The organism is Escherichia sp. E14S1 (assembly GCF_004211995.1).
Lineage (GTDB): Bacteria > Pseudomonadota > Gammaproteobacteria > Enterobacterales > Enterobacteriaceae > Escherichia.
Genome location: NZ_RHJQ01000008.1, coordinates 28,537 through 48,507 on the forward strand (window position 1 = coordinate 28,537; position 19,971 = coordinate 48,507).

Below are 19,971 nucleotides of genomic sequence, written 5' to 3' on the forward strand. Positions count from 1 at the left end.
TCCTCTGTATTTTTTGAATTTATTCAGTTTCAACGCGTTCGCGTATCACCAATGCGGGATTCCCCCGGCAAACCACATTTGCCGGAAGCGATTTAAAAACACTGCTTCGCGCACCCACGACGGTGCCGTCGCCGATCGTGACGCCAGGCGCGACAAAGACATCTGTCGCCAGCCAGCATTTCTCGCCAATCACAATAGGCGTGGCGTTAATGGTGAAATGTCGACTTGCATGGTCGTGGCTACCGGTGCATAAATAACTTTTTTGCGATATCACCGAATGTGCGCCAATGGTTATTTCACCGAGGGTATATAAATTGACGTCATCGCCGACCCACGCGTAATCACCTAAGGTTAATTTCCACGGATAGGTAATTTTTACGGACGGACGAATAACTACGTTTTTTCCTATTTTTGCGCCGAATAAACGTAATAAAAATGCCCGCCAGCGATACAATACTTGTGGCGACCAGGCAAATATTGTTGCCTGTACTGCCCACCACAATTGCACTTTAATAGCGTTGCCACCCCGGAACCCTTTCGGCACCGAGAAACCGCTTAAATCTTGCATTGGTATTCCTTATGTACTCTAAATAATTCGAGTTGCAGGAAGGTGAACGAACGCAGACGCAGCACATGCAACTTGAAATATGACGAGTATATTCAGACTTTGTTATATAAGGCTTTAGTCTTACCCGTCGTGCGCTGGCGTAAATGCCAGGATAATTCTGCCCAGAAGCCAGGCACATGTAATATTTGTCGTTGGACTTTTTTCGCATCGGCACACAATTCCATATTATTGGTGGTAGATACCCCACCCATGGAAAATTCAGACACCAGGCCATTGAGCTTTTTAAATGCATAACCAGCTTTATACATTTTGGCCGCCAGCGCGTAATCGGAAGAAACTTTATATTCCAGGTCATAACGCCATTTTTTCAAGCCGGATACCGGGAAAAATATCGCCTGATGACTGGCGGGCAGGCTGTGATAAATATACCACCCCGGTTTAGCACTACGCTTAATTTTATGCCCGTCGCCAAAATCCAGCAGCGCATCGCCGGTGATCATCACGTTATCTTTTTGCACTTTTAACTTACGGACAAAATTTGCGGCATCCTGATGAAAAATATCGCCCGAATTGAGAAACAACGCGAACTTGCCTTGCGCCATTTCTATGCCTTTGTTCATGGCGTCATAGATACCGTTATCTGGCTCGCTGACAAAGCGTAGGTTATAGATACCATTGAGATTTTGCAGATACTCACGGGTGCCGTCATTGGAACCGCCATCGACAACAATCCATTCGAAGCTGATATCGTCCGCCTGCGCCAGATGCGCCAGCGAGGCATGTGTTTTGACTATCCCTTCGAGGTTACGAAACGCGACAGTGATTATGCTAAGCAACATGTTTTACCTCGTTATCCCCGTCATACTTCAAGCTGCATGTGCGTTGGTTTTCCTCGCTCACCCCAGTCACGTACTCGTGTACGCTCCTGGGGATTCGCTGCGTCACCAACTTCCTGCAACTCGAATTATTTAGGGTGTATATTTAACGCTTTTCGCAAAATAAACGGACAGACGATTAAAAATGCATATTCCGGGCTAAATATCGAACCGGTAAAAAACAGCGATACCGGAGTAAAAAGATAGAGCTGCACACGAAAATTGCGATTATCACCAAAAGCGTTGATCATCATTTTTATTACTTTCCCCATATACCACAGCGATAAAAACACTGCGAACCAGGAAAAATAAATAATCAGCAGATACAAACCATTGTCTATGGTTTTTCCAACATCCGCACCGTTAAATATTCCGAATGATGCGACATATTCATAAAGTGAGCCAAATCTGACTACACCGTCAATATGGGTCAAAGAATAACCGACCATCACCAGCGGACCGACAATACGATAATATGATGACGATCCTTCTGTGCCCAAATCTCCCAGACGGGTGGAAATATAAGGAAACGCGATTACCACACCAACCAGGAATACAGCCAGAGAAATCAATGCTAACGGTAACTTTTTCTTAATCGCCTCTTTATTCAGATATTGAAATGCCCACTCCAGCAAATAAAACAGGATAAAGGTCATAACCCCTGAAAACGATCCAGATAATATTATTCCTGCGAGAATCATAGCATCTGTTTTAGGCGTTTTGATACCAAACTGTTTGATACTGAGCCAAATTGAGATTAATGCCAGAGCGAAAAATGCCGGTTCGAAATAAAGTGCTGTCGTGCGCTTGCCGCCGAATTTAATGAAATTCAGTACATAGCTGTTGCTGTAAATCAGATATTTCGAAATCGACTCCATAATACTGCTGCCGCCGGTGAGGATAATTTGCGCCATCTCCACCGCCGCCAGCGCCACCACCAGCCCGACCACCAGATAAAAGAAACGTAATATCTTGCGATGGTTGTGTGGTGAAATTGTTTTAAAACGAATACTCCACACCATGCCAATAATGATCACAATATAGACAAACAGCATGGTTGAAGTGACGTATTTACTGGCATCCAACGACTGACCAAACAGGTAGTTAAACGCCGTGAGTCCCGCACCAATCCCCAGGGCAATCATCAATTTTTTAACGCTGATGCGCTCTAAAAACAGCAGTAACAAGACAGGTAAAAAAGTGACGATGGTGATGGGGAAACTTTCGCCAAGCTGGGCGATTTTGACGTTAATCAGCAGGTAAATCAGCGGCAGCAGCAGGTAGCTACAGATTCTGATAGACGTTGACATACTCCTCCAGCATCTGTTGTCCACTGTAGGCAGCGCGGCTGCGTTGGCTGAACCCGGCCAGCGTGGTACCAAATATCGCCTGCGCGATTTCCGGTTTGCTTAACTGCACCAGTTGCAGCACGTCTTCTTCGCTAACGGTTTTACCGCCGGATTTTTGCAGCACTTCCCGCGCCGCGTCGCTATGGGTAGCGATTACAGGCACACCAATCGAAAGCGCCTCACACAAAATCAGCGGGTAGTTATCGACGCGAGAACTGAACACCAGCGCATCTATCTGATTGAGCGCGCTCATTAACTTGCGCTTGTCAGTTTCAAAGCCGTGATTAACCACGTTACCAGCGGTGAACGGCGAGAACTTACCGAAGGTATGCAGTTCGATTTTGTTGCCCAGCGCCATCATCTCGCGCACCAGTCGCTGGTTAGTTTTGCCGTCGTAACGCAGGTCATGCGCCACCACCGCGATTTTCGGCTTGCCCTGAGTTTCGCGCACCGGAGGCAAGTCCGCCAGAATCGCCTCGGTTGCCATATCAATGCCATTATTGATAATCCGGCAACGCCCTGGACCGTACAGGCTATTGAAAGCATCAGCCACATGCTGGCTGGGGGAAATAAACTGACAGCCCAGTGCCAGCATCTCACGGAATAACTGGCGTTTGCCCGCCACCAGCTGGTGCGCCCGATCAATCTTCACCTGCGGATAGTTATTTAAGGTCGGGCATTTCTGGCAGCCCGTTTTCCAGCCTTCACAACCGTCGGTAAAGGCGCAGCGCCCGGTAACGCTCCAGTGGTCGTGCAGCGTCCAGACCAGAGTGACATCCGGTTTGTGGTTTTTCACCTTTTCGCAAAAGCGCACCACGCTCTTAAGATTTAGCCAGTAGCTGTGCAGCACATGAAAATGCAGGACCACCGGACCCGGTGTACGAGTAATGGTGCGATATAACTCATTGAAATTGCCAAACAGATCGCGATTAAACAGACGAAACAGAGCAATATTCGCCATTGCGGTCATCCGCGGCGTATGTTTGATGACCTGCGGATAGTTTTGATGGCTGACGCTCTCTTTGCCGCCTTTGCCGTAACCGTAGACAAAATGTGACGCCAGCCCCTGTTGCAGCGCACGCTGGTGGAGATCTAACGCCACACCTGCTGCCCCGCCTTCCGCCAGTCGCACATTAAATTGCAAAATATTCATTTAATTACCTTCACTCGCGCTTTTTCTCCCACCACCAGCGCGTTGTCCGGGACAGAGTCGAGCACCACGCTGCCCGCGCCCACGGTGACGTTGTTACCAATCGTGATATCACCAAGAATAATGACGTTGGCACCGAGTTCGACGCCGTTGCCAATGTGTGGACATGCCATGTTATCGGCACCCCGATTGCCGATAGTGACGCCGTGGCGAATGGTGAAATCATCCCCCGCCACCACGTTTTTATTGATCACTACGGCGTAACCGTGATGGATAGTAAAGCGGCGGCCAATGGTCGCGGCGGCCTGGATTTCATAACCGAAAAAGCATTCGGTGATAATGCGATATAGCACCAGCAGCGGGGCCGCCCAAAGATTGTTGAGAACGTTCTTTTTGCGCCACACCGAACAAAAATGAGCGACGCGATAGGCAAGAACCATGCAGCACGGGCGTAAACTCCAGCTGTTGGCGCGCAGATCTTCCAGCATCTTTAGCGCCCCCGAATACCATCAGCCAGACGTTTGCCGTTACGCACCGACAGCAGCGTCAGCAAAGTGCGCCAGGTCATGCGTTTATTGCGGATCTGGTAGAGGGTAAACAGCTGATATTTTTTGCTGGCACGGTCGAATTTGTCTTTGTGCTTGCGGTAAAAGTGGAAGTATCCGGAGAATTTTTTCGGTGACGAGGTGATCTGCATTTCGCCGTGATTGATATGCAGGATCTGCGTCGCCTCTTCCACTTTCCACGGTTCGCCATACTCCACCACCATCCGCAGGAAGATGTCGTAATCCTGTGCCGCTTTTAGTTCGGTATCGAACAAACACTCTTTGAAACGCCACGCCCAGGTAAAGACCTGATTGCCAATGATATTGCGTTTGTAGAACAGGCGACGTGAATACGGCGATTTGGGATACAGCGGCAAACTTGCCGGTTGGGAATAGACTTCCCCCTGACAAACGTAGTCGTTAGCGTACAAAAAGGCGTGAGTGACCAGTTGCTGTTTATGGGCTAGGAAGACGCTCAGGCGGTTGGGTGTCCATTCATCATCATCATCGATCCCGGTGATGTATTCCCCTTGCGCCAGCGTAATCGCCTGGTTACGTACCGCGCACGCCCCGCTGTTAATGTCGTTGTGAATGTAGGTAATACGCGGATCGTTGAGGGCGGTGACGTACTGTTGCAGTTGTTCCCAGGAGGTGGAGCAATCATCCACGATGATCATCTCCCAGTTGCTGTAGTCCTGGCGCAGGACCGATTTTATCGCCCGAATCGCCAGTTGTTGGCGGTTCCAGGTCGGCATATAGATTGAGATCAGCGGATTGTCTTTCATAGTTTGTTCTCCCGGCTTATGAGCTGGTTTGCTTGCCGGATGCGGCGTGAACGCCTTATCCGGCCTACGGGGCGGTGCGAATGCAGGTGTCGTTATTTCGCGTCCGACTTATATTCGTATTCGTAATAGCCATAATCCTGATACGCGCTGGCGCGGCGGAAGATGGAGTTCAGAATCACCCCTTTCACCGGAATACCGTTTTGCTCAAAGCGGCTCAGACTGGTTTCCACTTCTTTCAAGGTGTTGACCGCATAACGCGCCACCATCAACGTGGTTCCGACATGACGCCCGACAATTGCCGCATCGGTCACTGCCAGAATCGGCGGCGTATCAATCAACACCAGGTCGTAGTTTTTACTCGCCCAGTTCACCAGTTCGGCAAAGCGTTCGCTCATCAACAGTTCAGAAGGATTTGGCGGCACCTGACCGCGCGGGATCAGGTCAAATTTGGCAATAGAGGTCGGTTTTGCAGCGGTAGTAATATCGCCCTGACCAATCAGAATTTCAGACAGGCCATTAACGTTATTGGTGCCCAACAGCTCGTGGGTGTAGCCTTTGCGCATATCGCAGTCGATCAACAACACCCGTTTATTGGTCTGGCTGATCACCGCCGCCAGGTTGGCGCAGACAAAGGTTTTACCGATTGACGGGCTAACCCCGGTCATCATCAACACATTGTTCTGCGCCTGCATCATCGCGAAGTGCAAACTGGTACGCAGACTGCGGATGGCTTCAATCGCCAGATCGGTTGGATTCCCCACCGCCAGTAGCTGGCTCTGTTTATAGCGTTTAATCCCTTTGATGGTTTTGACGCTATCGCGCGCTTTTTGCCATTCCGACAGCGGGATGCTGGCATAGACGCTGATACCGTGCTCTTCCAGCACCTGCGGGCTTTCGATACCGCGATTAAACAACGAGCGCAGCAGTACACCCACGATAGAGAGCATCAGGCCAAGGATAATCGCGCCGAGGATAATCAGCCCTTTCTTCGGTTTCAGCACGCCAGGCTGGGTGATTGCCGGGTCAACAATGCGCACATCGCCGACGGTGCTGGCTTCGGTGATTTTCAGCTCCTGCTCTTTATTCAGCAGTTGCATATAGACCTGCTGACCAGACTCGACATCGCGGGTCAGACGGACAATTTCCTGCTGGGTTTTCGGCATCGCCGTTACGCGACCGTTAAGTTTGGCCTTTTCATCTTCCAGCGCCTGACGTTTCTCCAGCAGCGTACGATACGCCGGGTGAACTTTGGTGAACAGCTTAGAAATTTCCGCCTCTTTAAAGGTCAGTTCGTTCAGCTGCGCATCGATGTTTACCATCGAATCGAGCACCGCTTTTGCTTCCAGCGGCAGATCAACAGAATCTTTATCCTGACGGAAGGCATTCAGTTTGTTTTCGGCGACATCGAGACGGCTACGTACTTCCGGCAATTGTTGCGCGAGGAAGGCGAGACTTTTCGACGCTTCCGCCGATTTGCGCTCAATATTTTGTTCCTGATAGTTACGGGCGATGCTGTTAAGAATGTCGCGGATCTGTTCGCGATCTTCACCGGTATAAGTCAGGCTCAAAACGCCTGCGTCTTTGCCGTTCTCCGTTACCGTCAGGCTGTTTTGCAGTTGGTTGATCATCCCCAGCGTGGAGTATTTGGTGACGGTAAACTCACTGCCCGGGCTGGCGTGAATAGCTTCAACCATCAGCGTGACGCCTTCTTTTTTCAGCATCTGGCCCGCTTGCCCACGGGCGCTAAAGCCGCCGTCGCTGCTCAAGGTGTAGTTTTTGTTGTCCAGCACATTAAGCGAAAACACCTGATCCGCCATCTCTTTCGGGCGGTTAAAGGTAGTCACTTTCACCGTCTCGTTCTGACGTCCCATCAGGCGATCCCAGCCCGCACCGAAAATCGGGAACGTGTTTTTGCTCACCGCAATATCGAGGTCGAGATCGTCCACCGTTTTACCAAGCACCAGACGCGAACGAATCAACTGGATCTCAGCATCCGATGCTGGCGGTTTGTTGGCTAACGCCGAGCCGATATCCTGCACCAGCGAATTGCCGCTGCTTTGTTCGATTTGTACCAGTGCGTCGGCACTATAAATCGGCGTTGCGAAGAAGGTGTAAACCACGGCACAGAGGGCGAATACGGCGGTGATGCCAATCACCCACCAGCGCGCTTCAATGACGGTGCCGACCAGGCGACCAATATCGATTTCATCACTGCCCGTTACCGGAGCGGCATGTTGTTTTACTTTTTCTGTCATTCTTATACCTGCTCTGCGTTCAATGCCTGCGCCCACTGGCGGGCAGACCGTTCAAGTAATGTGTACACCGCTGCAAACGTTTCCCGACTTTTGCGATACGGATCGGGGATTTCACATTCGTTATCCCAGTGACCAAACAGCATCACTTTGCCGCGCATCTCGGGTGCCATCTCGCATAAGCGTTCGATATGGCGCTTTTCCATGGTCAAAATCAGGTCATAGTTGCGACACAGGCGGCGGCTGATTTGTCGTGCACAGTGGCCTTCCAGAGACAGTTGATGTTCTGCGGCGACGCTGATAGCGGTAGGATCAGCGCCCTTACCGACCAGCGCGCCGAGTCCAGCGGACTCCACTTTCAGCTCCGGATGATAACGTTGCAGTAAGCGTTCCGCCGTCGGGGAACGGCAAATATTGCCGACACAGACAACTAAGATGCTGTTAAACATGACGATTACCAGTTATGAATGTCGCTGGCTGTATCCGTCATGTAACGGACACCGCTAATAGTTGGCAGCAACTGATTGATTAGACGGTTCCAGCGGGAAACCGGGGCGGTGGTGACATACACCACGTCATAAGGTTGCAGGCGGAATTCTGTCGCCATCACCAGCGACGTGGCATCAGACATATCCAGCTGGTAGATATTGGCAATCTTGCCGTTACGCCCCCCCTCGCCTTTCAGCGGACGAATGACAAAGATGCCGCTGGCGTTGGAGGTGGTCATGTCGATGCCTTCAGCATTGCCCAGGGCTTCAGTCAGGGTCATGCCGCTAAAGTCCATTTTCAGGGTGCTCTGTTTCTTCACTTCACCCATCACAAATACTTTCAGATCATCATTACGCGGCACGTAGAGAATATCGCCGGGGTAAAGCAATCGGTTCTGATTGAGGTCGCCGTTTTGCATCAGCGCCTGCAAAGAAATGCGTTCTTCACGACCATTGTGTGTTAGCACCACGTTGCGCCAGTCAGCGGTGTCGGTCAGGCCACCTGCGGCGTTGATGGCATCGAGAATGGTCAGTGGTACGTTGGTGATCGCCTGTTGACCGGATTTATTCACCTGACCGGAGATATACGCTTTTTGCGAGCGGAAGGCGGCGATATTAACGTCCACCTGCGGGTCAGCGATGTACGTCGCTAAGCGCCCGGTAATATCACTGCGGATTTCAGCGAGCGTTTTCCCCACTACGTGAACCTTGCCGATATACGGGTAGAACATGGTTCCGTCAGGCTGTACCCAGTTGCCGGTGTCGCTGGAGCTACGATACTGACCGGCTGGCGTGGTGAGTTCCGGGTGATCCCAGACGGTGACATTAAGAACGTCCCCCGGCCCGACGCGATACTGGTAATTCGCGATCTCACTTTCCAGCGTCATATTGGGGCGCGCTACATTCGGGCGTGGGCGTAATTGATCAATCAGGCGCGGGGTCAACGGATAAACATTCACCATTTTGTCGAGATCGAAATCAGCGTCCTGCTGTTTGATGACGTCTTTCCCCATCGTCGACATATTGCTGCCCGGAAGTACTGTGCAACCGCTTATCAAGGTTACTGACACCAATAATGGCATCAATTTCATTTTGGATTTCATCATTGTTTATTTATCACTTTGGCAGAGTAATTATCCTGTGCACTATTAATAGCAATGTCGCATGCACATTTACCTTGCAGTTAATTGAATAAGAATTTAACTGGCATCAGTCCTAAAAAAATTGATTTCATCCGCTGGCTATTGACAGAATAATTCAGACTGGTCTTTCAGGCATCCAGACACGCTACCGCCCCTGGCTTTTTAGCTACCAATACACTGATTTAGTTTATATTTTCCAACTCTTTCATCATGCAGTCGTTTATGAAAAAGCGTTATTCGGTGAATTAATTTTCCAGATATAATGTGGCATTATGATATTTGAATATTGGCGCTCCAATAATGCAGGAGGAAGTGTTACAGCTAACGGAATAGCAGGCAAGGTAACAATTCGGCAATTGGCTATTTTTAAGAATTATATTAAGTGTCATTCGTGGTATTTTTTAGGAGTTTCTTTAGGTTGACAATATTTAATATAGCGTCTCTATATGCGGTATTTCTTAAATAATATTTAATCATTCCCGCTTTTAATTCAGGGATAATGCGATGTTATAATCCTCAAATAATGTGAGATAAATAGTGCTGTGACATTGCATTTTTGCCCTGATTTATCCATGATCGAATTGTGACATTTGTCATACAACGAATAGGTTTTGTACTTACTATGGAATGGATTGCCGATCCGTCTATCTGGGCCGGGTTAATCACGCTGATTGTGATCGAACTGGTCCTCGGCATTGATAACCTGGTCTTTATTGCCATCCTCGCCGAAAAACTACCGCCGAAGCAGCGCGACCGCGCACGGGTGACCGGGCTGCTGCTGGCGATGTTAATGCGCCTGTTACTGCTGGCGTCAATCTCCTGGCTGGTCACCCTGACCCAACCACTGTTCAGCTTCCGCTCGTTTACCTTTAGCGCTCGCGACTTAATCATGCTGTTTGGTGGTTTCTTCCTGTTGTTCAAAGCCACGATGGAGCTAAACGAACGGCTGGAAGGGAAAGACAGCAATAACCCCACACAACGCAAAGGCGCGAAGTTCTGGGGCGTGGTGACGCAAATTGTGGTGCTGGACGCTATCTTCTCACTCGACTCGGTGATTACCGCCGTCGGGATGGTTGATCATTTACTGGTCATGATGGCCGCCGTCGTTATCGCTATCAGCCTGATGTTGATGGCCAGCAAACCGTTAACCCAGTTCGTTAATAGCCATCCGACCATCGTCATACTCTGTTTAAGTTTCCTGTTGATGATTGGCTTTAGCCTGGTGGCGGAAGGTTTCGGATTCGCCATTCCGAAGGGCTATCTGTACGCTGCCATTGGTTTCTCGGTGATGATCGAGGCACTCAATCAGTTGGCTATCTTTAACCGGCGACGTTTTCTCTCCGCTAACCAGACGCTGCGCCAGCGGACTACCGAAGCGGTAATGCGTCTGCTTAGCGGGCAAAAAGAAGATGCGGAACTGGATGCCGAAACTGCATCAATGCTGGTGGATCATGGCGACCAGCAAATCTTTAATCCGCAGGAACGGCGGATGATTGAGCGGGTACTTAATCTTAACCAGCGTACTGTCAGCAGTATTATGACGTCACGCCACGACATTGAGCATATTGACCTCAACGCGCCGGAAGACGAGATCCGCCAGTTGCTGGAGCGAAATCAGCATACGCGGCTGGTCGTTACTGACGGCGATGACGCAGAAGATTTGCTCGGTGTTGTTCACGTTATCGACCTGCTACAACAGTCACTGCGCGGCGAACCGCTCAACCTGCGGGTGTTGATTCGTCAGCCGCTGGTGTTCCCGGAAACCTTACCGTTGTTACCGGCTCTGGAGCAGTTCCGTAATGCCCGCACGCACTTTGCTTTTGTGGTGGATGAGTTTGGTTCAGTGGAAGGGATTGTGACATTAAGTGACGTCACTGAAACCATTGCCGGTAACTTACCGAACGAAGTGGAAGAGATTGACGCCCGCCATGATATTCAAAAAAATGCCGACGGTTCCTGGACGGCGAATGGTCATATGCCGCTGGAAGATCTGGTGCAATATGTGCCGCTGCCGCTGGATGAAAAACGTGAATATCACACTATCGCCGGGCTGCTGATGGAATATTTACAGCGCATTCCAAAACCAGGTGAAGAAGTTCAGGTAGGGGATTATTTGCTTAAAACGTTGCAGGTGGAAAGCCATCGCGTGCAGAAGGTGCAGATTATTCCGCTGCGTAAGGATGGCGAGATGGAGTATGAGGTGTGATAAAACATCAAATGCGCAGGTTCAAACTGCGCATTTGATTTATACAAAATTTAGTATAATCTAAGGATGGAGTAATGAGAAAAAAGCTGGCTTTTCTTGATACCAGTCTTGACGATTTACGCGCATTTCCAGAATCGTCTCGACAGGAAATTGGCTATCAACTCGACAGGATCCAACAAGGGTTAAACCCATACGACTGGAAACCTTTTTCAACTATCGGCCCTGGTGTGCGAGAGATTCGTACTCGCGATGCTGATGGGATCTATCGCGTCATATATGTCGCAAAATTTGAAGAAGCGGTTTACGTATTGCATTGTTTTCAAAAGAAAACACAGACTACCAGTCAATCGGATATTGATTTAGCCAAACGACGCTATAAAGAACTTGCTCAGGAGCGCAAAAATGAAAATTGAAACCTTTGATAGTGTGTGGGATGCGGTGAGTGACACCCCTGAACAAGCGGAAAATATGCGGATCCGTGCCGAGCTTGTAACGATCATTAATAACTGGATTGAACAACAAGGGTTTAGCCAGGCTCAGGCAGCGTCTGCCTTAGGGGTCACTCAACCTCGCATATCTGAACTTGCCAGAGGTAAAATCCAGATCTTTAGTATCGATAAATTGATCACCATGATGGCTCATGCAGGATTGCATATTCAACGTATTGAAGTTCAATATCCACATGCTGCTTAGTGCTATAAATACAGATGGCGACAAATTGACGCCGCCATCTGCATAACTTGTCTTACATCTTCTCCAGCAACTTCTTCACATCTTTGCCATTGCGGGAATCTTTATTGCGCTCGGCCCAGTCGTTAAGACGGCGTTTGGCTTCGTCCTGTAAGTGTTTACGCAGTAACTGATCCACTTGCAGGCTGTAATTGAGTTGCTGCCAGTTGCCATAAACCCGCAGAGGAACCGGCGTTTCTTTGAGGAAATCAATCAGTTTGCTTTCCCCGTTCCAACCGCCTATCACACGAATGTCAAACTGGGTGTCGCAGGTTTGCTCCGCCAAATTCAACGTACCGGCGCCGGAAAGCGCCAGCACTGGCGATTGACCTTGCATGTCGTTTAACGTCACGACACCATCCTTCAACGTCAGATCGGTGGTAAAGCTATCAAGCCGCGTCACGTTATCGAAGTTTTCAGCGGCCTTCACATCACCGCCATTACGTTCTACCGCTTGTTGGATCATCTGCTGGAAGTTCATGCCTTCCATGCGCGTATCGGCCATTTCGACATGCGCCGTCCCCTGCCAGGTGTGGCGGAATGCGTTGGCATCAATGTCAGCACCAGAGAAATCCCCCGCCAGCGACATTTTCCCCGTTAGTGATATGGGGTAGTTGAAGGCATTCAGGATGGTGCCAATCTCGACATTTTCCAGCCGAGGATGGAAAACTATACGCGGATGTGAGGCTGTGGCATCCAGCGTACCCGGTAACGACACGACACCGTCGTTAAGTTTGCCCTGCAACTGGATAATCTCCAGCAGCCCCGCCTTGTTAGTCATTTGCGCAGTGACATCGGCAAAATCCATTCCACGCCAGCGCACGTTATTGGCCTGCAACAAAATATCTGCCGCAAAGCCCTTCAGCCCCTGATACGCAGGTTCATCAATGCGTGAGGAAATGACCGGACGTGGCAGCGTCGGTTGGCTTTGCCCCTGTTGAGCAACACCATTTTGCTTAGTCATCACCTCATTCATCGGCAGCAAATTATCCAGATTTAACTGGGCAAATTGCAGTCTGAGCAGCCATTCTGGCTTCTCAAGCAGCGCTACCTGCGCCTGACCGGTCAGATTACTGTCGTTAGCGGTTAAATTGATTTGTTCAAAGGAGAGACGTTTTTGCGCTTCCTGCCACTGAGTCCTGAACTGACCATGGCCCTGAATCCCCTGCTTCGGGAGATCAGCGCCCTGCAGTTGCCAGTCAATCTGTTGAATATCTGCCGTTAAATCATGCGGGTAATCAGAAGCATCAACAGTCCCCTTGAGCGCTAACGTGAGATCGCGTTGGTCGCGATTTACCCGACCAGAGAATTCAAACGAACCGCGATGTTGTGGGTCCTGCTCCATTTGCAGGCGGATATCACGTACCGTAACCTGTTCGTCATTTTCATGCTGGAACACCAACACGCTGTCACTGACTCGCAGACTGGCGATATCGAACGACCAGCCACGATCTTCCGCATCATCAGGTAATGTATTGTCTTTCGGGGCTATTGGGGCGTCTTCACTGCGCACTGCTTCTGTTTCCGGCGTCAGTTGAATGACTGCCCCTTTGAGCATGACTTGCTTAACGCTGAGTTGATGACTCAATAAAGGCCACAAGGCCACATCAAGGCGCATATTATCGGCACGTACCAGCGGTTGGCTGGCCCCGTTGGCCGTTAATATCATGCGACCAGAGAGGATACTAAGCTGCGGCCAGACGTGCCAACGCAGTGGCCCGTCAAGCTGCAATTGATAACCGCTACGTGCAGCAACCTGCTTGACCATATAGTCACGGAAATCATTCGGATTCACCAGCAACACTAACGCAGATAGCCCAGCCACCAGCACGACCAGGAGTATCATCAGCGTCGTCAGAAATCGTCTCATGGTATCCTCAATGGGCCTGAATTAGTCTTTATCGATACGGCTAGCGACTGCGCCCTGCTGGTTGCGATATTTCGCATCTTCACGGCGGTTATACGGACGCGCTGCCGGACCTGAAAGCGGCTCAAAGCTCAGCGCGCCAATCAGCATACCCGGACGCAGGGCCAGCGGCAGCTTACCGGAATTGTAGAACTCCAGCACAATACAGCCAGACCAGCCCGGATCGATACGGTGCGCAGTGACGTGCACCATAAGTCCCAGACGCGCCAGTGAGGAACGGCCATCCAGCCAGCCCACCAGATCGGCTGGCAGCGTCACTGACTCCAGCGTCACCGCCAGTGCCAACTCCCCCGGATGAAGATAGAAAGCTTCGCTTTCATCAAGCACAATTTCATCGCTCATCACACGGTCAAGCGCGGCGCTCACTTCGTCTTTGGGACCGCTCAGATCGATAAACGCTGCCGTGTGGCCACGGAAGGTACGAAATTTATTGCCCAGGCGTACATCCACCGTCGCGCCATTAATACGCTCCACGGGTGGACGTGGGTTGATCGACAAACGGCCTTCATCAAGCCAGGCTTCAATATCTCGGTCACACAGACGCATGGCATTTTCTCCTTTCGCGCATCACTCCCTTAACGCCAGTTACGTCAAGGGCATACCAGGTTATCACTGAACGGTACACAATTTACCAAGCTTATTCAAAGAACTGACTTATTTTCGCTTTCAATATATCGATCGCGATGCGGTTTTTACCGCCGCGCGGCACAATGATATCTGCATACTGTTTAGACGGTTCAATGAATTGCAGGAACATCGGGCGCACGGTTTTTTGATATTGCGCCATTACAGAATCCATCGAACGACCACGCTCATTAACATCACGCTTAATGCGACGCATCAGGCAGATATCCAGTGGGGTATCCACAAAAATCGAGAAGTTCAGCTCGTCGCGCAGACGCGCATCCGTCAGCAGCAAAATGCCTTCGAGAATAATGACTTTCTTCGGTTCAACCTTCACCGTTTCTTTCATACGCGTATGTTCAACGTAGCTGTAAACCGGCAGGTCGATAGCCGAGCCACGTTTCAGCGCCTGCAAATGTTGCAGCAGCAGGCTGTGATCCATCGCGCTGGGATGGTCATAATTAGTTTTAACCCGTTCTTCCATCGACAGATGGCTTTGATCTTTGTAGTAACAGTCTTCCGGAATAACGCCGATGTGTTCATCACCGACTTGTTCACGTAATTCACGATAAAGGGTACTGGCAATGAGACTCTTGCCGGAAGCCGATGCGCCTGCAATACCGATAATGACGCACTGATGAGACTGATCAGTCATAAATTTAGCGACCTGAATAACCTGGATGTTAGGAAGGGGGCGCCGAAGCGCCAAACGCGGCAATTATAGGGATTTCATCCGCGTGATACCAGTCGAATAGCGTTGCCTTGCTCTCAGAGTTAATTGTTGACGATCAATTCCCTGATGCAAATTTAATTGCTCAGTTATGACGCAAGGTGAAAAATGTTATGCATAGTTGCGCAAATTATCCGCCATTACGTCACTTTATGAGCAATTTGCATATAAAATGTAAAACTTTTGTACTAGCATAAACACAGATACTAATACTGACGGCCTGGCCATGCGGAAAGAGCGGTAATGAGTAAACCATCACAGCGTGTTTTAATTACCTTGCCTCATCCTCTGCTTCACCTCGTCAGTTTAGGTTTAGTCTCGTTTATCTTTACCCTTTTCTCGCTTGAGCTTTCGCAATTTGGCACTCAGCTTGCGCCGCTATGGTTCCCTACTTCCATTATGATGGTGGCGTTTTACCGCCATGCCGGACGCATGTGGCCTGGTATCGCGTTAGCCTGCTCACTGGGCAACATAGCCGCATCCGTGCTGCTCTTTTCCACCAGTTCGCTCAATATGACCTGGACGGCTATCAACATTATTGAAGCCGTCGTGGGCGCAATGCTGCTGCGAAAATTATTACCGTGGTATAACCCGCTACAAAATCTGGCTGACTGGCTTCGTCTTGCATTTGGCAGCGCCATCGTTCCACCTCTGTTGGGGGGCGTTCTGGTTGTCCTGCTGACACCCGGAGACGATCCTCTCAGGGCATTTTTGATATGGGTACTTTCAGAATCCATCGGCGCCCTGGCGCTGGTACCGCTGGGCCTGTTGTTTAAACCGCATTATCTATTACGCCATCGTAACCCACGACTGTTGTTTGAAACGCTGCTGACGTTAGCGATCACATTGACATTAAGCTGGCTTTCGATGCTGTACCTGCCGTGGCCTTTTACTTTCATTATTGTGCTGCTGATGTGGAGCGCCGTGCGCCTGCCACGAATGGAAGCCTTTTTGATCTTCCTCACGACAGTGATGATGGTGTCGTTAATGATGGCTGCCGACCCCACTCTGCTTGCCACGCCGCGAGCGTACCTGATGAGCCATATGCCGTGGCTGCCATTTTTGCTGATTCTGCTTCCCGCCAACATAATGACCATGGTGATGTACGCCTTCCGCGCGGAACGTAAGCATATTTCCGAAAGCGAAACCCGCTTTCGGAACGCCATGGAATATTCTGCTATCGGCATGGCGTTAGTGGGTACTGAGGGGCAATGGCTGCAAAGCAACAAAGCCCTGTGCCAGTTTCTCGGCTACAGCCAGGAAGAACTGCGTGCTCTCAGCTTTCAGCAGCTGACCTGGCCGGAAGACCTCAATAAAGATCTGCAACACGTTGAGAAGTTGATTAGCGGTGAAATCAATACCTACTCGATGGAGAAACGCTACTACAACCGCCACGGCGACGTAGTTTGGGCGCTGCTTGCCGTCTCACTGGTACGCCACACCGATGGCACGCCACTCTACTTCATTGCGCAGATAGAAGACATTAACGAGCTAAAACGCACCGAGCAGGTGAATAAGCAACTGATGGAACGCATCACGCTGGCTAACGAAGCGGGCGGGATTGGTATCTGGGAATGGGAGTTGAAGCCGGATATTTTCAGTTGGGATAAGCGGATGTTTGAACTTTACGAAATTTCCCCGCAAATCAAACCAAACTGGCAGGTTTGGTATGACTGCGTGCTGCCGGAAGATCGAGAACACACCGAGAAAGTCATCCGCGATTCGCTGCAGGCTCGCTTGCCTTTTAAACTGGAATTTCGCATTACGGTAAAAGACGGTATTCGTCATATCCGCGCACTCGCCAATCGGGTTCTGAATAAAGAAGGTGAAGTCGAACGCCTGCTTGGCATCAATATGGATATGACAGAAGTAAAACAGCTCAACGAGGCGCTGTTCCAGGAAAAAGAACGTCTGCATATCACCCTGGACTCTATCGGTGAAGCTGTGGTCTGTATTGATATGGCGATGAAAATCACCTTTATGAATCCAGTCGCGGAGAAAATGAGCGGCTGGAAGCAAGAAGAGGCGTTGGGCGTTCCGCTGCTGACGGTATTGCATCTTACAACTGGTGACACCGGGCCGTTAATTGAGAACATTTACAGTGCCGACACCTCTCGTTCTGCTATTGAACAGGACGTAGTTCTCCACTGCCGTAGCGGTGGCAGCTATGACGTTCATTACAGTATTACGCCGTTAAGCACCCTGGATGGTAGCAGCATTGGTTCGGTACTGGTGATTCAGGACGTCACCGAATCTCGCAAAATGCTACGTCAGCTTAGCTATAGCGCCTCTCACGATGCCCTGACGCATCTGGCGAACCGTGCAAGTTTTGAGAAACAACTGCGAATACTGCTGCAAACCGTTCACAGTATGCATCAGCAACATGCTCTGGTATTTATCGATCTTGATCGCTTTAAAGCGGTAAATGACAGCGCCGGGCATGCGGCCGGCGATGCTTTGCTGCGCGAACTGTCTTCGTTGATGCTGAGTATGCTGCGCTCCAGCGATCTACTGGCACGACTCGGTGGTGATGAATTTGGTCTGTTACTGCCAGACTGTAATGTCGAAAGTGCTCGTTTTATCGCGACGCGCATTATCAATGCGATTAATGATTATCACTTTATGTGGGAAGGTCGGTTACATCGGGTAGGAGCAAGCGCCGGGATGACGTTAATAAACGACAGTAATCACCAGGCAGCAGAAGTTATGTCCCAGGCCGATATCGCCTGTTATGCTTCGAAAAATGGTGGTCGTGGTCAGGTCACAGTTTATGAACCACAGCAGGCAACTGCACATAATGAACGGACAGTGATGTCGCTCGATGAACAGTGGCGGATGACTAAAGAGAATCCGCTTATGATGATTGCCCACGGCATCGCTTCACCACGAATCACGGAAACGCGGAATTTGTGGTTGATTTCGCTTAAGCTCTGGAGCAGCAAAGGCGAGTTGATTGATGAACAGGCATTCCGCCGTAGCTTCAGCGATCCGGCACTCAGCCACGCGCTTGACCGCCGGGTATTACGTGAATTTTTCCAACAAACAGCAAAAGCGGTTGCCAATAAAGGTTTAAGCATCGCCCTCCCCCTTTCCGTTGCGGGGCTAGGCAGCGTCACTCTGGTAGACGAATTGCTTGAGCAACTGGAACAAAGTTCATTACCACCACGGTTGTTCCATTTGGTAATTCCGGCAGAAGCGATTTTCGACCACGGACTGGCTGTGCAAAAACTGCGGCTGGCCGGCTGCCGGATCGTACTCAGCCAGGTAGGGCGGGACCTACAAATATTCAATATGCTCAAAGCAAATATGACGGATTATCTACTGCTTGACGCCGAGTTATGCGCCAGCGTACAGGGCAATTTAATGGATGAGATGCTGATTTCGATTATTCAGGGGCATGCCCAGCGGTTGGGTGTGAAAACCATCGCTGGGCCAGTAGCGTTGCCATTGGTATTGGATACGCTTTCTGACATTGGTGTTGATCTGATTTATGGCGATGTCATTGCCGAGAGCCAGCCTCTGGATTTGCTGGTTAATAGCAGTTATTTCGCGATTAATTGAGGGAGCATTTCCCCATCGCCTGATGCAACGCTAACGCGTTTTATCAGGCCTACAATCCGTCCGTTCCGTAGACCGCGCCGCATCCGGCGACCAGCGTCATGCTTCGTCTGGTTGCCAGCCTTCCGTATACCAGATATGCAACAGCGCATAAGAACGCCAGGGCTTCCAGCGTTCGGCATAACGGCGGATTTGTGCCGGTGTCATTCCTGGAAATCGCTGTTTAATCAAATAATCATCCGGCAGAAAAACATCTTTCGCTTGCCAGCCACGCAATGCGAAATAATTCGCCGTCCATCGCCCAACGCCAGGATATGTTTGCAGCGTTTTCATCGCTTGTTCTACGTCGTCCGGAATTGTCATCGGTAAGGTGCCATCCAGTGCTGCATTGGCTAAATGAATCAGTGCCTCTGCCCGTTTCAACGGCATACCCAACGCTTTTAATGCCTGCGGGTCGGCGGCTGCCAGCCGCTGAGGCGTGGGGAAGCAGACATAATCCGGAAAATCATCCAGCCGTTCGCCATAAAGCTGTGCCACTTTGGCGGTCAATTTTGCCGCCATCGCCACGCTCACCAGTTGGCCTAAAATCGCCCGCACGCCCTGCTCAAAAGCATCAACACAGCCGGGTAAACGCAATCCGGGCCGGGCCGCGCCTAACTCGCCCAACGCCTCGTTCACAATCTGCGGGTTACATTGCAGATCAAACAGGCGGCTCATTTTCGCCAGGCACTCAGCGGCAACGGGTTCTAAACCTGCACTTAAATTTATGTGCAGAGTATGGCGGGCTATATCCGGAATAGCAGTCACCACGCCGCGATATTCGCCCACCGCCAGACTACGGGCATAATAATCGTCAGCGATCGTTTCCACACCGCTCACCGCACGGGCGGCGAGAAATCCCAACATCCACGACCAGTCATACGGCGGCTGCCAGTTCAGGGTATACATCGCATCTCCTTATTCATCCGCTTTCAGCATAAACGTTATTCAGACGCTGCGCTTTGCTTTCATATTCCGGTTGTCGCGACGGCAACATTTCGCTA

The 19,971-nt window shown here is 50.3% G+C and carries 17 protein-coding genes; 4 read left to right on the forward strand and 13 right to left on the reverse strand.

What is annotated here, in order from left to right:
• Nucleotides 1-19: 19 nt before the first annotated feature.
• From wcaF to wza, 9 genes are all read right to left on the reverse strand, one after another.
• Entirely contained in the window at nucleotides 20-568 is a 549-nt protein-coding gene (gene wcaF, locus D9734_RS09135; protein ID WP_130206930.1) for a colanic acid biosynthesis acetyltransferase WcaF, read from the reverse strand.
• 92 nt (nucleotides 569-660) lie between these two features.
• Nucleotides 661-1,407: a colanic acid biosynthesis glycosyltransferase WcaE gene (wcaE, locus tag D9734_RS09140; RefSeq protein WP_130206932.1), complete on the reverse strand. Its 747-nt coding sequence runs from the start codon at nucleotides 1,405-1,407 to the stop codon at nucleotides 661-663.
• 125 nt (nucleotides 1,408-1,532) lie between these two features.
• The gene (wcaD, locus tag D9734_RS09145) at nucleotides 1,533-2,753 is read right to left on the reverse strand and encodes a colanic acid polymerase WcaD (protein WP_130206934.1); all 1,221 of its coding nucleotides are present in this window, start codon (nucleotides 2,751-2,753) and stop codon (nucleotides 1,533-1,535) included.
• Nucleotides 2,728-3,945 (reverse strand): colanic acid biosynthesis glycosyltransferase WcaC, encoded by a 1,218-nt coding sequence (gene wcaC / locus D9734_RS09150; protein WP_130206936.1) that lies wholly within the window; start codon nucleotides 3,943-3,945, stop codon nucleotides 2,728-2,730. Before wcaC ends, wcaD begins: the two co-directional genes overlap by 26 nt.
• On the reverse strand, nucleotides 3,942-4,430 hold the full coding sequence (gene wcaB / locus D9734_RS09155) for a colanic acid biosynthesis acetyltransferase WcaB (RefSeq protein WP_000888736.1): 489 nt from the start codon (nucleotides 4,428-4,430) through the stop codon (nucleotides 3,942-3,944). Before wcaB ends, wcaC begins: the two co-directional genes overlap by 4 nt.
• A 2-nt stretch (nucleotides 4,431-4,432) precedes the next feature.
• Complete coding sequence (gene wcaA / locus D9734_RS09160; protein WP_000654510.1) at nucleotides 4,433-5,272, reverse strand: colanic acid biosynthesis glycosyltransferase WcaA; 840 nt, start codon at nucleotides 5,270-5,272, stop codon at nucleotides 4,433-4,435.
• 92 nt (nucleotides 5,273-5,364) lie between these two features.
• Complete coding sequence (gene wzc, locus D9734_RS09165; RefSeq protein WP_130206938.1) at nucleotides 5,365-7,527, reverse strand: tyrosine-protein kinase Wzc; 2,163 nt, start codon at nucleotides 7,525-7,527, stop codon at nucleotides 5,365-5,367.
• 2 nt (nucleotides 7,528-7,529) lie between these two features.
• Complete coding sequence (gene wzb / locus D9734_RS09170; RefSeq protein ID WP_130206940.1) at nucleotides 7,530-7,973, reverse strand: low molecular weight protein-tyrosine-phosphatase Wzb; 444 nt, start codon at nucleotides 7,971-7,973, stop codon at nucleotides 7,530-7,532.
• A 5-nt stretch (nucleotides 7,974-7,978) separates the two neighbouring features.
• Complete coding sequence (gene wza, locus D9734_RS09175) at nucleotides 7,979-9,118, reverse strand: polysaccharide export protein Wza (RefSeq protein ID WP_000978094.1); 1,140 nt, start codon at nucleotides 9,116-9,118, stop codon at nucleotides 7,979-7,981.
• 658 nt (nucleotides 9,119-9,776) lie between these two features.
• Here wza and D9734_RS09180 point away from each other — a divergent pair.
• From D9734_RS09180 to D9734_RS09190, 3 genes are all read left to right on the forward strand, one after another.
• Nucleotides 9,777-11,360: a TerC family protein gene (locus tag D9734_RS09180; protein ID WP_130207582.1), complete on the forward strand. Its 1,584-nt coding sequence runs from the start codon at nucleotides 9,777-9,779 to the stop codon at nucleotides 11,358-11,360.
• 74 nt (nucleotides 11,361-11,434) lie between these two features.
• The gene (locus D9734_RS09185; protein WP_130206942.1) at nucleotides 11,435-11,773 is read left to right on the forward strand and encodes a type II toxin-antitoxin system RelE/ParE family toxin; all 339 of its coding nucleotides are present in this window, start codon (nucleotides 11,435-11,437) and stop codon (nucleotides 11,771-11,773) included.
• Nucleotides 11,763-12,053: a helix-turn-helix domain-containing protein gene (locus tag D9734_RS09190; protein WP_000687872.1), complete on the forward strand. Its 291-nt coding sequence runs from the start codon at nucleotides 11,763-11,765 to the stop codon at nucleotides 12,051-12,053. Before D9734_RS09185 ends, D9734_RS09190 begins: the two co-directional genes overlap by 11 nt.
• 52 nt (nucleotides 12,054-12,105) lie before the next feature.
• On the opposite strand, the gene asmA is transcribed toward D9734_RS09190, so the two are convergent.
• From asmA to udk, 3 genes are all read right to left on the reverse strand, one after another.
• Nucleotides 12,106-13,959: an outer membrane assembly protein AsmA gene (asmA, locus tag D9734_RS09195; protein WP_130206944.1), complete on the reverse strand. Its 1,854-nt coding sequence runs from the start codon at nucleotides 13,957-13,959 to the stop codon at nucleotides 12,106-12,108.
• Between the two features lie 21 nt (nucleotides 13,960-13,980).
• Nucleotides 13,981-14,562 (reverse strand): dCTP deaminase, encoded by a 582-nt coding sequence (gene dcd / locus D9734_RS09200; protein WP_001234777.1) that lies wholly within the window; start codon nucleotides 14,560-14,562, stop codon nucleotides 13,981-13,983.
• A 91-nt stretch (nucleotides 14,563-14,653) separates the two neighbouring features.
• Nucleotides 14,654-15,295 carry a uridine kinase gene (gene udk, locus D9734_RS09205; RefSeq protein ID WP_064529458.1) on the reverse strand — a complete coding sequence of 214 codons (642 nt, stop codon included), beginning with the start codon at nucleotides 15,293-15,295 and terminating at the stop codon, nucleotides 14,654-14,656.
• A gap of 318 nt (nucleotides 15,296-15,613) precedes the next feature.
• Between udk and D9734_RS09210 the strand changes: the two genes are divergently transcribed.
• Entirely contained in the window at nucleotides 15,614-18,931 is a 3,318-nt protein-coding gene (locus D9734_RS09210; protein WP_130206946.1) for a diguanylate cyclase, read from the forward strand.
• Between the two features lie 96 nt (nucleotides 18,932-19,027).
• Here D9734_RS09210 and alkA read toward each other — a convergent pair whose 3' ends face one another.
• Complete coding sequence (alkA, locus tag D9734_RS09215; protein WP_130206948.1) at nucleotides 19,028-19,876, reverse strand: DNA-3-methyladenine glycosylase 2; 849 nt, start codon at nucleotides 19,874-19,876, stop codon at nucleotides 19,028-19,030.
• Between the last annotated feature and the right edge of the window lie 95 nt (nucleotides 19,877-19,971).

Bases quoted from the DNA above. Each gene is read 5' to 3' on its own strand.
- wcaF (WP_130206930.1), bottom strand. From the start codon at position 568: ATGCAAGATTTAAGCGGTTTCTCGGTGCCGAAAGGGTTCCGGGGTGGC.
- wcaE (WP_130206932.1), bottom strand. From the start codon at position 1,407: ATGTTGCTTAGCATAATCACTGTCGCGTTTCGTAACCTCGAAGGGATA.
- wcaD (WP_130206934.1), bottom strand. From the start codon at position 2,753: ATGTCAACGTCTATCAGAATCTGTAGCTACCTGCTGCTGCCGCTGATT.
- wcaC (WP_130206936.1), bottom strand. From the start codon at position 3,945: ATGAATATTTTGCAATTTAATGTGCGACTGGCGGAAGGCGGGGCAGCA.
- wcaB (WP_000888736.1), bottom strand. From the start codon at position 4,430: ATGCTGGAAGATCTGCGCGCCAACAGCTGGAGTTTACGCCCGTGCTGC.
- wcaA (WP_000654510.1), bottom strand. From the start codon at position 5,272: ATGAAAGACAATCCGCTGATCTCAATCTATATGCCGACCTGGAACCGC.
- wzc (WP_130206938.1), bottom strand. From the start codon at position 7,527: ATGACAGAAAAAGTAAAACAACATGCCGCTCCGGTAACGGGCAGTGAT.
- wzb (WP_130206940.1), bottom strand. From the start codon at position 7,973: ATGTTTAACAGCATCTTAGTTGTCTGTGTCGGCAATATTTGCCGTTCC.
- wza (WP_000978094.1), bottom strand. From the start codon at position 9,118: ATGATGAAATCCAAAATGAAATTGATGCCATTATTGGTGTCAGTAACC.
- D9734_RS09180 (WP_130207582.1), top strand. From the start codon at position 9,777: ATGGAATGGATTGCCGATCCGTCTATCTGGGCCGGGTTAATCACGCTG.
- D9734_RS09185 (WP_130206942.1), top strand. From the start codon at position 11,435: ATGAGAAAAAAGCTGGCTTTTCTTGATACCAGTCTTGACGATTTACGC.
- D9734_RS09190 (WP_000687872.1), top strand. From the start codon at position 11,763: ATGAAAATTGAAACCTTTGATAGTGTGTGGGATGCGGTGAGTGACACC.
- asmA (WP_130206944.1), bottom strand. From the start codon at position 13,959: ATGAGACGATTTCTGACGACGCTGATGATACTCCTGGTCGTGCTGGTG.
- dcd (WP_001234777.1), bottom strand. From the start codon at position 14,562: ATGCGTCTGTGTGACCGAGATATTGAAGCCTGGCTTGATGAAGGCCGT.
- udk (WP_064529458.1), bottom strand. From the start codon at position 15,295: ATGACTGATCAGTCTCATCAGTGCGTCATTATCGGTATTGCAGGCGCA.
- D9734_RS09210 (WP_130206946.1), top strand. From the start codon at position 15,614: ATGAGTAAACCATCACAGCGTGTTTTAATTACCTTGCCTCATCCTCTG.
- alkA (WP_130206948.1), bottom strand. From the start codon at position 19,876: ATGTATACCCTGAACTGGCAGCCGCCGTATGACTGGTCGTGGATGTTG.